General features: G+C 40.5%; 14 protein-coding genes. All 14 read right to left on the reverse strand.

Annotation, left to right across the window (positions count from 1 at the left end; all coding sequences use genetic code 11):
• Positions 1-92: 92 nt before the first annotated feature.
• Entirely contained in the window at positions 93-404 is a 312-nt protein-coding gene (locus EUBDOL_RS02215; protein ID WP_008728385.1) for a DUF5720 family protein, read from the reverse strand.
• Between the two features lie 50 nt (positions 405-454).
• Positions 455-1,315, reverse strand: a complete 861-nt coding sequence (locus EUBDOL_RS02220; RefSeq protein WP_004798091.1) for a DUF6017 domain-containing protein — start codon at positions 1,313-1,315, stop codon at positions 455-457.
• A 65-nt stretch (positions 1,316-1,380) separates the two neighbouring features.
• Complete coding sequence (locus EUBDOL_RS02225; protein ID WP_004798092.1) at positions 1,381-1,671, reverse strand: DUF5720 family protein; 291 nt, start codon at positions 1,669-1,671, stop codon at positions 1,381-1,383.
• 12 nt (positions 1,672-1,683) lie between these two features.
• Positions 1,684-2,613: a ParB/RepB/Spo0J family partition protein gene (locus EUBDOL_RS02230; RefSeq protein WP_004798093.1), complete on the reverse strand. Its 930-nt coding sequence runs from the start codon at positions 2,611-2,613 to the stop codon at positions 1,684-1,686.
• The gene (locus tag EUBDOL_RS02235; protein ID WP_004798094.1) at positions 2,570-3,391 is read right to left on the reverse strand and encodes a ParA family protein; all 822 of its coding nucleotides are present in this window, start codon (positions 3,389-3,391) and stop codon (positions 2,570-2,572) included. Before EUBDOL_RS02235 ends, EUBDOL_RS02230 begins: the two co-directional genes overlap by 44 nt.
• 467 nt (positions 3,392-3,858) lie before the next feature.
• The gene (gene rpsI / locus EUBDOL_RS02240; protein ID WP_004798095.1) at positions 3,859-4,263 is read right to left on the reverse strand and encodes a 30S ribosomal protein S9; all 405 of its coding nucleotides are present in this window, start codon (positions 4,261-4,263) and stop codon (positions 3,859-3,861) included.
• Positions 4,264-4,276: 13 nt separating this feature from the next.
• A complete protein-coding gene (gene rplM, locus EUBDOL_RS02245) occupies positions 4,277-4,714 on the reverse strand; it encodes a 50S ribosomal protein L13 (RefSeq protein ID WP_004798096.1) in 438 nt (145 codons plus the stop codon).
• 103 nt (positions 4,715-4,817) lie between these two features.
• The gene (locus EUBDOL_RS02250) at positions 4,818-5,768 is read right to left on the reverse strand and encodes an SIR2 family protein (protein ID WP_004798097.1); all 951 of its coding nucleotides are present in this window, start codon (positions 5,766-5,768) and stop codon (positions 4,818-4,820) included.
• A gap of 2 nt (positions 5,769-5,770) precedes the next feature.
• Positions 5,771-5,926: a hypothetical protein gene (locus EUBDOL_RS11785; RefSeq protein WP_268869314.1), complete on the reverse strand. Its 156-nt coding sequence runs from the start codon at positions 5,924-5,926 to the stop codon at positions 5,771-5,773.
• Complete coding sequence (dgt, locus tag EUBDOL_RS02255) at positions 5,927-7,168, reverse strand: dGTP triphosphohydrolase (RefSeq protein ID WP_235713681.1); 1,242 nt, start codon at positions 7,166-7,168, stop codon at positions 5,927-5,929.
• A gap of 485 nt (positions 7,169-7,653) precedes the next feature.
• Complete coding sequence (gene rlmD, locus EUBDOL_RS02260) at positions 7,654-8,979, reverse strand: 23S rRNA (uracil(1939)-C(5))-methyltransferase RlmD (protein WP_040462979.1); 1,326 nt, start codon at positions 8,977-8,979, stop codon at positions 7,654-7,656.
• Between the two features lie 22 nt (positions 8,980-9,001).
• Positions 9,002-9,643, reverse strand: coding sequence for a hypothetical protein (locus EUBDOL_RS02265; RefSeq protein WP_004798101.1), 642 nt, complete (start codon positions 9,641-9,643; stop codon positions 9,002-9,004).
• Between the two features lie 89 nt (positions 9,644-9,732).
• On the reverse strand, positions 9,733-11,157 hold the full coding sequence (gene gatB, locus EUBDOL_RS02270; protein ID WP_004798102.1) for an Asp-tRNA(Asn)/Glu-tRNA(Gln) amidotransferase subunit GatB: 1,425 nt from the start codon (positions 11,155-11,157) through the stop codon (positions 9,733-9,735).
• Positions 11,154-12,572, reverse strand: coding sequence for an amidase family protein (locus EUBDOL_RS02275; RefSeq protein ID WP_004798103.1), 1,419 nt, complete (start codon positions 12,570-12,572; stop codon positions 11,154-11,156). The genes gatB and EUBDOL_RS02275 overlap by 4 nt, the downstream gene beginning before the upstream one ends.

Below are 12,572 nucleotides of genomic sequence, written 5' to 3' on the forward strand. Positions count from 1 at the left end.
GCCTCCTTTCCACGAAGTTTGCAGGGAATCTCTTTTTTTGCTAAGGCGGAACCACCAGCCGCCGCAGAAGATAACGCTTCATACCGCCCTCCTTAGCGTAACTGGTCAGAACGGTCATAGTGCAGATTGCCCTGACGTACCTTTGCGTGGCTCAAAATCTTAATCTGTCCCTTTTCCTGACTATCCAGTGCTTTTTCATAACCGGTATCCGACAGGAACAGGCGGGTTCGTTCGCCTTTCCAGCCAACAGGGGAATCGTTCGTCAGCACATCAAAAATAATCATGTGCCGGGTGTCCTCCGCAAAACGCTGGAGGTCCATATATCCATGACCGTGATAATTCTGCGCTCCTGCCTTTGCCCGCATTTCTTCCATCAGCTGCCCTATGGTCTTTCCCTCAGACATCATGCTTGCTCCTTTCTCCCGGCAGTTCCGGGCAATAAAAAAGCGACCATTTACCAGCCGCCATACAGATCGTGATTTACTTGTGAGGTGTAATGATTGCTTATCGTGGTCGGTGCATTGAACAGAACGGTCAGAAGATACTGCTTCATGTTGCGAATTTCCGTGGTGTTCTTCTGTAAACAGTCCATGACAAACTCAATGTGCGAGTTATCCAGCTTCAAGAACCTGGAACGAACGATTTCATGCGGAAAATCACTTCCTGCAATACGGGTGGTCTTTCGCTTTGCACAGACCGTTTCCACGATTAGCTCCACAATCTCATCCAAATCCTCCCGATAAGTTTCATACTGCTGACACAGGTATTCATACCCGATATTCTCCTGAATCAATTCCCGATAACTCTCTATCTCTGTGAGTGACATCGCATCCCTTCCTTTCCGTTCCGGCAGACAATCTGCCGCGCAATCCCGGAAGGGAATGGAATCGGTACTTGATCCATAAATATTTTGTTTTTGAGTATTAGATTTCTCTATATTTAATTCTGCGGGCTTTTCCGTATCCGGTTTATCCATATCCGGGTTTTCCGTATCTGGTGAATCCGTATCCGGTTTTCTAAGCTGTGGCTGCTCGTATATGACATACTCTGTATCGCTGATGCGTCCCTGCCGGTCACGCAGCTTGTGCCGCACAATGTAACCAGCAGCCTCCAATTCCCGCAACGCAGCGCCTATGGCATCCACGCCCTCCTTACAGATCTTTGCAAGACCACGGGTGGTGTAATTCCAGTCCTCTGGCAAAGATAACATCATGGAAAGCAGTCCCTTGGCTTTTAACGACAGGTTTGCATTTCGTAAATGATGATTGCTCATCACGGTATAATCACGGGTCCGTTCAATGCGAAAAACGGCCATCGACCTCACTCCTTCCGAATTTTGGGTACAAAAAACCGCAATCCTAAATCAAAGAATTGTGGCGTTCAACTTTCTCTATATTTTCTTGTGCATTTCTTTCCCGGCTTAAAGTCGAGAATGTGTCCCTCAACAACACGGGCATACCGCTTGATTTTGATTTTCCGGAGCTGATGATCTTGGAGAGCGTTCTGATAGCTGTCCTCTGCAAGAAACAGACGCATTTCATCACCTCTGCTCCCGTAAGCACTGCACGGATGGAGAACAACAAACTCAATCATCCATCGGGTGCTGTCCTCAAAGCGTTCCACGGCAAGAATGTTATGTCCTTTCAGCTCCCTTGCTGAAATATCTTTCATAGGCGGCTCCTTTCATCGTTCCTGGTCTCTCTGACGCTTTTTCTGCCATGCCTCCAGCAACTTGATGATGGTTTCCTGCATCCGCTGGGGCGTATAGCTTTTAGGGAAATACTTCCGCAAGGTGTCAGAGGTAAATGTCACTCGGTCCAGATCGCTTTTCTTTTCCTCACCCATGATGACACGCATCATATCGAGGGTCAGATGCCCCTCCTGACTGTATTTCTTGAGCCGCTGGGCTTGAGAAAGAGAAGGGGTAGCCTGTTCGCTGTCCATCGCGTCCAACAGGTCTACCTGTTCCTCCTTTTTGAGAAAGGACAGCTCATAGGCGGGATTTAAGGCAATTTTCTTTTCATCCACCATGTCCAGCAGTTCGGGAATCAGCTCAGTCAAGCGAATAAATCTCTGAACCTGCCTTTGACTTTCTCCTGCTTGATTTGCAACCAGCTGAATTGATGTCTGCGACTTCTCGCCAACTTGGCGAGAAGTTAAATCTGAGCGTTCTCCTTGATGTTTTATAGCCTCCAACTTCATTTTATAGGCAAAGGCCCTCTCACTTGGAAGCAGGCTTTCTCGTTGCAGGTTGCTGTCAACCATAATGATCGTGGCGGCATCATCATCCAAATCCCGAACAATGACCGGCATGGTCTCCTTTTCTGCCAGCTCACTGGCCCTGTGCCGTCTGTGTCCGGCTACCAGCTCATAACCGCCCTCCGGGTCCGGTCGAGCAATCGCCGGAACCAGAACGCCATACTGCTTGATACTGTCAGCGGTCTCCATCATGGCTTCGTCATCCTTGACTTTGAATGGGTGGTTCTTAAAGGGATGCAGTTCAGACAGCGGAATCTCCTGAATCTTTTCCAGCTTTGCATCCTGCCGACCTTCTTCGGTGGAGAACAGATCATCTACCGAGGCCAGCTCTATTTTTTTCGCGCTGCTTTTCAAGTTTCAACACCTCCTTCGTCAGATTTCGATACCCCTCTGCCACCTTGCCGCCAGGGTCATGGGCGAAAATACTTTTTCCCTCTGCACTGATTTCCTTTGCCCGGACAGAATGGGGGATTTCCGTTCCAAAGACTTTGATTTTACTTCCATAGGTGTCCCGCAGCAAAGCAGCAATCTCTTTGGCAAAGTTGGTGCGGTTATCCACCATCGTCAGCAGGATACCGTCAATCTGGATCTTTGGATTGATCTGCCGTTTCACCTTACTGACCGTAGATAGAAGCTGTTCCAACCCTTTGGCGGGCAGATACTCTGCCTGAACGGGAATTATGATCCTGTTCGCAGCCGCCAGCGCATTGACCGTAAGCATCCCCAACGAGGGCTGACAGTCAATCAGGATATGGGAATATTGTCCCTTCAGTGTGTCCAGGTATTGCCGTAAAATTGTTTCACGGCTCATGGCGTTTACCAGAGAAACCTCCATACCGGAAAGCTGAATATCCGCAGGCATCAGGTCAACGCCTTCTGCATGATGCAGAATACCTTCTCCGGGGCGTATAGGATGATCCATCAGAATTTTGCCCATTGCATCCGACAGTGTAAATGGCAGCTTGTCCGGTTGCGGATTTCCCAAGCTGATTGTCAGGCTTCCTTGTGGGTCCCCGTCGATCAGAAGCACTTTCTTTCCGGCCTGTGCCAGACCTATTCCCAAGTTCGCACAGGTTGTTGTTTTGCCAACGCCGCCTTTCTGGTTGGCGATGGCGATGATTTGTGTGTTCATGACTTCACCTCATTTCTGATTGTTGCTGTTGTTTCTGGAAATAGAAAAAGCCGCCACTTCAAAATCATAAAGTGACGGCCCTTTCTAATGCCGGAATCTCTGAAACAAAAAAAGCACCCAGTTATTTGTTACTGAGTGCCTGCATTAGAATCGTATTTAATTGTTCAGATTTGGTCAGATTATGCCAAACCCTCCAGCGAAAAATCCGGTGTCTGAGAGTGCCAAATCACCCTCAAAAATACCCCCGAAATTGCTCTCTGGTTGTCCTATTTTTTAACCACTAAGGCCGTTTTTTGACCCCATTTTTGCCGGTTGTCCTATATTTAACCACTAAAAATTGGGTGAAATCGGCTCTCGTTTTGCCAAATTTGGTCAAACCATATCAGCCCGTTTAGATATAGCAAAAGCCCGGAAAACCTTGATTTTCCGGGCTTTTTGAACCATTTTGATATAGTCTGAGCAGTCGATTATCGCTTGCTGAACTGCGGAGCGCGACGAGCTGCTTTGAGACCGTATTTCTTACGCTCTTTCATACGAGAATCACGCGTTACGAATCCTGCAGCTTTCAATGCCGGACGATAGTCTTCACTAGCAGCCATCAATGCACGAGTAATACCATGGCGCATTGCTCCTGCCTGTCCAGTGTATCCACCACCCTGAACATTGATTTTAATATCGAACTGACCTAAAGTTTCTGTTAATTCTAATGGTGAACGAACAACCATACGTAGAGTTTCCAAAGGCAAATATTCTTCTAATGTTTTACCATTAACTACGATATTTCCTTTACCCGGAGTCATGAAGACACGAGCAACAGAAGTTTTACGGCGTCCTGTACCATTGTAAGTTACTGTATTTTTCTTAGCTGGCATTCTTTATTCCTCCTTACCCTTTAATAACCATTTCTACTGGTTTCTGTGCAGTATGTGGATGTTCGCTACCCTTGTAAACAAATAAGTGCTTACGCATAACATCACCTAGTTTTGTGTGTGGCAACATACCGTAAATAGCTCTTTCTACCCATTCTACTGTGTAGTTTTCTTTCATTACACGAGCACTACGTGTACGAAGTCCACCAGCATATCCAGAATGATTATAGTAGTTTTTCGTATCCAATTTGTTACCTGTCATTTCGATTTTATCAGCATTAACTACGATAACGTAATCTCCGCAATCGACATTTGGTGTATAAGTAGGTTTATGTTTTCCTCTTAATACAGCTGCTACTTCTGTAGCTAGACGACCTAAAGTCTTGCCTGTTCCATCAACAACATACCAAGTACGTTCTACTTCTGCAGGCTTTGTAAAAGTTGTTTGGCGCATATTTTTACTTCCTTTCCTATGTAGTTTCCGGGGCTACAAAGGCATAAGTGCCTATTTAATAGTTTATAATCAAACAAGAGATAAGTCAATATAAATATGAAATTTATTTATAAATATCTGCTAATATTTCCTGTAATCGTTCAATCAACAGTTCGGGAGATTTCGCTGCTTCCCTTAGTTTCGAATTATCAAGTATACACTTAGCAGTATTTATAAAATAAATATAATTATTTTTCAAAAACTGATATTCCTCTAGTTTTTCAATCCTTTTCACAAAATATTCCGCTGGATTTGCTTCTATAATAATAAATTGCCTATCTTTCATCTGATTTAATACTTCTCGAATATGAGGATCACTTTCCAATCCTAGTCCAAACAGTACAACAATTTTAGATTTTTCTAAATTTACTGACAGCTCTTTTAATTTTCTTTTGGTTTTATCTGCCTTTTTATTTGGCGAACAACACACAATACTATTCGGTTCATCATAATAACCATGCAAATGAACTACATTTGCAGATTTTTGTCTTGTAGAGAGAACTCTATCAATCAAATCATCATAATTAGTTGTATATGCGTGAATTTTTTCAATTCCGACATCTTTAAATGTATTTTCCAAACATGAGTAAAACCATGAATGCATCTCACCTTTCTTTATTTTAAAAATACTTCTAGCAGTTAACGGTGGACTTGATTCACCTTCTTTTGACATACTTTGTTCGATTTTATTCGCAATCATTGTTTCGATTTGATTCATCACCATATCCATTGCATTTGAATTTGTCATTTTGTTACAAAAATCATCTAAATCTTTAAGGAAAAATTTTCCACTTGTATTAGAATTCTCAGATTTAATCGGGTCCATTAAATAACAATATTCTTCTAATACATTTTCCAATTGTTTCAACCATTGTATTTTAGAATCATAGCTGACTCCCTTTATTTTTTCTTCTCTATCTATTTTAAACTCTTCGCTTTTCAAATAATTCTTCAAATAAAAATTAAATCCATTTCCAATAATAAATGACGCATCTTTTTTCAATTTTACTACCATCTCTAAATTCCCCTTAATTCACGATAAAGTCTTTTTGCATATCCATCTGTCATGCCAGATACATAGTCTGCAACAAGTAGTAATTTATCATAAATTTTTTCTTCGTCCTTTTTCCCATCTGATGCTTTTTTATAATTGCTTAAATGATTTTTAGAAATCTAAGCTAAGTATTTCTCTTGAATAGCATCTAATTTATAATTTTCTGAATCAAAATATAATACAGCATTGACGAATTTATCCAAAAAGAACTGAAGAATTTCATTCCCCATAATTTCTAGTTTTAATATGGAAACATCACGATAAATCTTACGGAAAGCAAAATTTTTCAATTTTTTAATTATTTCCGATTCACTGCAACATGCGATAAGTTCATTATCGAATTTCCCACTCATAATTTCATCATAATGTTCCATAAATGCCGCTTTTACCGAACTTACACAGAAAAGTTGTTTGATTGTCAACCACGAAGCGATAGCTTCTATCACAGGGTTATCACCAGATTCTGTTTTCATCTTTTCCTTTTCTTTCCTTATCTCTAACAAGCGTTTTTTTCCATTTTCATCTTTGGCGCTTTCAAGTACGTCTAACAATTCATCAAACGTAAACATATCCTTTTTTAGACCATCTTCCAAATCGGCAAACGTATAAGCTAAATCGTCCGCTGCCTCTAAAATAAATGTTAATGGATGACGGCAACCAAAAGTTCCGGTATTCTGCTTTATTTCTTGGAAAATTGTTTCTTCACTTTGATAATATCCAATCTTTTTTGCGATAAACTTTCTATTTTCTTTTAGTTTTTTATCTTCTTCTTTCTTTTCTAAAGAATTGACGGGATATTTTATAATCGTATCGAGAACGGCAGCTGTCAAATGCATTCCGTTTTTACCATTGAAAGAATGAAGTTTTGTCACAATGCGTAATGCTTGTGCATTTCCTTCATAATTAAGTAAATCTTCTCGCTGTTGCTCATCTAATAAATCATAAACCTTTATTCCATTATATTCTAATTTATTCAAATTGTCAGAGAACCACTTACGGATTGCCTGCTCACCAAAATGCCCAAATGGAGGATTTCCTATATCATGTAACAATGAAGCACAGTTTAATATCTCCAAAACCGCATGTGTATCAATCTCTTCAGTTTTCTCTATTTCTTCACAAATTTGTTTTCCGATAAATTTGGCTAAAGATGCCACTTCTAAAGAATGTGTAAGTCGAGTACGGACAAAATCACTACTATCAAGCGGAAAAACTTGCGTTTTGTCTTGTAATCTTCGCAATGCCGCACTCGTAATAATACGATTGTAATCACTCTCTATTTCTGTCCGATATTGTGTTTTCTTATTCTTATTTGGTGGGATTCTTTCTTCGCAAAGCAACTGTTTCCAATTCATATTCATACTTAAATCATTCCTCCAATTCATATACTTATTATAACACAGGAAAATGGGCTGTTCATCTTTCTATTTCATGGCATTCTAGAAACAACTATCCTTAAAATAGATCTTTTATATCTCTGCTTTCTTTTCACCGATGAAATTGCGACCGTATACAATATCGTAAAGACAGCGCAAACAAACCATCTTAATTCGTACGTATAAGCACTTAACATACATTTTTTTAAGCCTGCCTAGAATTGATTTGAACAAATATCCGAAATTTATCAATTATTTGCTTTCATGGAACAAACAAGTACAAGCAATCTGTAAAAAAACTAAGTAGTTATAGTTATTAAACTAACCATATTACTCGGCTGCTTCAGTTAGTTCAACACACTTTTATTTTCCGCTTGCTAAAGAGTAAAATCCATTTTAATGATTTTAAAACAAAAGATGTAAGTCCATATATTCAAACTTACACCTTAATAAACTATTAAATTTTCAATTTATCTTTTTTGCAACAGAACAATGGACTCAACATGAAAGCTGAACGGAAACATATCCACTGGCTGTACAACCTGCGCAGCATATCCTTTCTCATCAAGCTTTTTAATATCACGAGCAAGCGTTGCCGGATCGCAAGAAACATAAACGATTCGCTTTGGCTGCATCTTTACAATACTATCTAATGTCAGATCATCACAGCCTTTACGCGGCGGATCAACCACTACAACGTCCGGCTTCTTCCCCTGCTTTTCCAATTTCTTCGCATAGCTTGCTGCATCACTACACACAAAATCAATATTATCAATCTGATTAAGCTTCGCATTTATTTTCGCATCACGAATAGCAGCATCTACAATCTCTACGCCGATTACATGCTTCGCCTTTTGCGCTAAAAACATCGAAATCGTCCCTACTCCGCAATATAAATCAATTACTTCTTCTTTCCCACTTAGTTGTGCAAATTCAAGAGCCTTACCATATAACCTCTCCGTCTGCACAGGATTCACTTGATAAAAAGAGCGAGAAGAAATATGAAAATTCAAATCGTGGATAGCATCTGTAATATAGCTATTACCATATAAGACATGTTCCTCCTTCCCCAAAATGACATTATCCTCCCGTGTATTTACATTGATAATGACACTCTTGATATAAGGTAGATTCTCCACCAACTCCTTACACATTTCCTCCTTATGCGAAAGCTTACTTGAACGTACGATCCACACTACCATAACTTCACCACTGGCAAAGGCATCTTTAATTAAAAGATGACGAAACAAGTCCGCATTCTGATATTTGTTTAACAGCTTTTTCATACATACCAATACCTCATTGATTCGCTTACTTTGAATCATGCAGCTGTTCATATCAATAATAGTATTGCTGTTAATACGATAAAACCCTGTAACTACCTGCTTATTTGTTATTCCTACCGGTATCTGTCCCTTATTACGATAAAAGGTAGGATTTTCCATTCCTATGACATCTAACACCTCAACATCAATTTGCGCAATACGCTTCATGACATCTATGACCTTTTGTTTCTTAAAGCGCAGCTGTTCCGCGTAAGATACATGCTGAAGCTGGCAACCACCACATTGCTTAGCAACCGGACAGAAAGGCTCCACACGTGCCTCGCTTTTTTTCATCAGTCGCCACAACTTGCCAAAACCAAAGCCTTTGCGTACCTGCGTAACAATAATTTCGCCTTCTTCATGCTCGCACATTCCCTTTACAAACAAAGGAAATCCATCAATTTTTACAACCCCATGTCCATCATGTGTATATCCACTGCATACACCAATCACTCGATCATTTTTCTTCATAAATACCTCATTAAAAAAGGGCTTACTGCCCTTTCTGTGCATCTGCTTGTGCTTCCTTTTGACCTTCTAGCAGCTCATTTGCAACTTCTTCATTTTTTGGCGTTGTAGGAACTGAAACATTTGGCTCCGTAGCACCTGATGTCTTGGTTTTTACCATATAAATCTGTTGTTCAGCCGGTTTAGCTTCGTCCGGAATATAATTGAACACGTGTACCTCTAAATCATACATTTTGTCCGATTCTTTATTGTTTGAAAAATATGTTTCAACCGGAAGAATTGCAACGGTTTTTTCATACGCCTGTTCCATAAGCTGATTGATCGTATCCGAACTAGCATCATCAGCAGCATCAATCGTAATACGTAAGGTCGCGCTAATCAAATTAACCTCTACCTTATCTGTACCATCAAACACAACTGCTTTTTTCACATCTTCTAACTGCTGCTCGGTAATCGCCGGATTTAAAGAATCATCAAAACGGCTTCCTACGGTTGGCTTTCCACTGTTTTCCTTGGCACTGATATAAATATAGCCTAGAAAAAGCAAAGGTACCAAAATCACAATAACCGCAACGGTATAAAGAATCTTGCTCGTTTTATTTAAATTCGCCCAACGTCCCTTACCGCCGGTTGTCTTTTTTTGACTGTTTTTTTTCTTTTCTGCCATGTTTTCACTCCTAATAAAGGCTTCATACAAAATTAGTATAGCATAGAAAGCGCATTAACGCAAAATGCCACTTTCTTACAATTTATATACTATCGTTTCGCCAACTCTTCTTGAATCAGCTTATTAGTCATTGCCGGATTGGCTTGTCCCTTACTAGCCTTCATAACTTGTCCTACAAGGAAACCAATGGCACGATCCTTACCATTTTTAAAATCCTCAATAGACTGTGGATTATTATCAAGGACCGTAGTAATGATTTCCAATAACGCAGAGGTATCGCTCATTTGCTTCATACCCTTTTCTTCAACCACCTGCTTTGGATCCTTGCCTAGCATAATTTCTTCAAAAACCACCTTAGCCTGTTTACCGGAAATTTCACCCTTATCAACCATGTTGATCATATCCGCAAGATGCTGAGGCTTACAAGGATTATCCTTCACCTTGATATTGGCTTTGTTCAAGGCTGCCACAACCTCAACAATCACCCAGTTTGCTGCCTTTTTGTAATTTTCAGTATATTTAACAACCTCATCAAAGAAATTGGATAGCTCGCGATTTGCTACCAAGACATCGGCATCGTAATCATTTAAACCATAACTGCTTTGATAACGTGCTTTTCGCTCATCAGGCAATTCTTCCATATTTTCTTGAATTTCACGAATCCAAGCATCGTCCAAACGAATTGGTGTGATATTAGGATCAGGGAAAAACTTATAATCAACATTCCCTTCCTTTTTGCGCATCAATATAGTCGATTTTGTTGTTTCATCATAACGACGTGTTGCTTGAATGACACGTTCTCCACTCTCCACAATTTCAATTTGACGTGCTACTTCCGCATCAATAGCTTTTTGCACATTGGAAATTGAATTTAAGTTCTTGACCTCCGTTTTAGTTCCAAAGGTATCACTGCCCATCGGACGTATAGAAACATTGACATCACAACGCATGCTTCCTTCTTCCATTTTTACATCACTGACGCCTAGGTAATATAAAATACTTCTCAATTTTTCAACATACGCCGCTGCTTCGGCACCGCTTCGAATATCGGGTTCACTGACAATTTCAATTAGTGGTGTTCCGGCACGGTTAAAATCAATCAATGTTCCGGCATCGGAGTGAAATTGCTTTGCTGTATCCTCCTCCATGTGCATGCGGTTGATACGAATATCTTTTTTTCCTTGTTCAGTATCAATAGTAATCATACCACCACGTCCTATCGGGTGGAATTGCTGAGTGATCTGATAGCCTTTAGGCAAATCCGAATAATAATAATTTTTACGATCGAATTTTACTAACGGATCGATTTCACATTTTAAAGCAGTAGCAGCTAAAATCGCCAAACGTACCGCTTCCTTATTCACACATGGTAAAGTTCCCGGGTGTCCTAAATCAATCTCATTTACACATGTATTAGCAACTTCTCCAAAAGATGTCGGTGCACCGGAGAACATTTTTGTTTTGGTTTTTAACTCACAATGGATCTCTATACCGATAATTGTTTCGTATTTCATGCTGCTACCTCCACATCATTGCCCTCTAGCCCACATATTTCTTCGATTGCAAGGGCAATATTAAACATTGTTTGTTCGTCAAAGGCTTTGGTGGTCAAATTAACACCGATTGGCATTCCTTCCACAAAGCCGCTTGGCACACTAATGCTAGGATAACCACTGAAGTTTCCAAGCACCATATAGTTTTCGGCTACGATTGATGATGTATGCAAAGAAGCATCATGACTTGCCTCACTCAGCGGCGCAATATCTCCACTGGCACTTGCCAATACAGCATCGTATCGTTCTAATACCGCAGCTAACTCGTTTACGATCAAACGACGGATCTTCTGTGCCTTACGGAACACCTTTTCTTGATTTTCCGCATACAGGGAATAGCTTCCGATGACAAAACGCTTGCGCACATAGGAAGAAAAGCCTTTTGTGCGGGAATGAATCATAACGTCCTCTACACTTTCACCATCTTCACGCATACCGAAACGAATACCGTCCAAATTGGAATGATTTGCCGTTGCCTCGGCATTCGCAATGATATAATATACCGGCAATAATGCTTCCATAAGCTGATCATTCATGCGTACAGTATCTACAATGGCTCCACGCTCTTCTAGCTTTTTCACCAGCTGATCCATGTTCTCTTTTATTTCCGGACGTACCTCTTCCTGAACATTTTCCAATAATGCAATTCGTTTTCCATGCAAATCACTTGTTACATTGGCATGATATGCTTCTACCTCACGTAATGAGCTAGTCATATCACGATCATCACGTCCTGCCAATACCTCCAATGCTACACAAGCATCTTTTACAGAGGTCGTAAAATAACCAACATGATCGAGACTGGAAGCATAAGGGATAATTCCATAACGGGAAATTCTTCCATAGGTTGGTTTTACACCGACGACACCATTAAAGGCTGCCGGTTTACGAATACTATCACCGGTATCAGTACCAATCGCAAAGCTTACTGCTCCACTAGCCACAGCCGCAGCACTGCCACCGCTGCTTCCACCAGATATACGTGCAGGATTCCATGGATTATGCACGCTTCCTGTATAAGCGTTTTTATTAGTTCCACCCATACCAAGCTCGTCCATACTTGTTTTCGCAATCACAACCGCTCCGGCTTGCTTTAGCTTATCAACGATATGTGCATCATATACCGGAATATAGTTATCCAAAATACGAGAAGATGCCGTTGTACGTATTCCCTTCGTATTGACGTTATCCTTTAATACAATTGGTAAGCCATACATTGGCGCATGCTCATCAATCTTTTTCAGCTCCTCTAACTGTTCACTTGGATCTACAAAAGTTACTACCGCATTGATATCTTTATTAACCTCTTGTAGCTTTTCATAAGCCGCTTTGACGCGTGCTTCTACTTCACCTGCTCTTGCTTTTTTAAAATCCAT

This window comes from Amedibacillus dolichus DSM 3991, from assembly GCF_000154285.1.
GTDB lineage: Bacteria > Bacillota_I > Bacilli_A > Erysipelotrichales > Erysipelotrichaceae > Amedibacillus > Amedibacillus dolichus.

Excerpts from the sequence above, each read along its gene's own strand:
- EUBDOL_RS02215 (WP_008728385.1), bottom strand. The coding sequence starts at position 404 with ATGTCTGAGGGAAAGACCATAGGGCAGCTGATGGAAGAAATGCGGGCA.
- EUBDOL_RS02220 (WP_004798091.1), bottom strand. The coding sequence starts at position 1,315 with ATGGCCGTTTTTCGCATTGAACGGACCCGTGATTATACCGTGATGAGC.
- EUBDOL_RS02225 (WP_004798092.1), bottom strand. The coding sequence starts at position 1,671 with ATGAAAGATATTTCAGCAAGGGAGCTGAAAGGACATAACATTCTTGCC.
- EUBDOL_RS02235 (WP_004798094.1), bottom strand. The coding sequence starts at position 3,391 with ATGAACACACAAATCATCGCCATCGCCAACCAGAAAGGCGGCGTTGGC.
- rpsI (WP_004798095.1), bottom strand. The coding sequence starts at position 4,263 with ATGCCAGCTAAGAAAAATACAGTAACTTACAATGGTACAGGACGCCGT.
- rplM (WP_004798096.1), bottom strand. The coding sequence starts at position 4,714 with ATGCGCCAAACAACTTTTACAAAGCCTGCAGAAGTAGAACGTACTTGG.
- EUBDOL_RS02250 (WP_004798097.1), bottom strand. The coding sequence starts at position 5,768 with ATGGTAGTAAAATTGAAAAAAGATGCGTCATTTATTATTGGAAATGGA.
- dgt (WP_235713681.1), bottom strand. The coding sequence starts at position 7,168 with ATGAATATGAATTGGAAACAGTTGCTTTGCGAAGAAAGAATCCCACCA.
- rlmD (WP_040462979.1), bottom strand. The coding sequence starts at position 8,979 with ATGAAGAAAAATGATCGAGTGATTGGTGTATGCAGTGGATATACACAT.
- EUBDOL_RS02265 (WP_004798101.1), bottom strand. The coding sequence starts at position 9,643 with ATGGCAGAAAAGAAAAAAAACAGTCAAAAAAAGACAACCGGCGGTAAG.
- gatB (WP_004798102.1), bottom strand. The coding sequence starts at position 11,157 with ATGAAATACGAAACAATTATCGGTATAGAGATCCATTGTGAGTTAAAA.
- EUBDOL_RS02275 (WP_004798103.1), bottom strand. The coding sequence starts at position 12,572 with ATGGATTTTAAAAAAGCAAGAGCAGGTGAAGTAGAAGCACGCGTCAAA.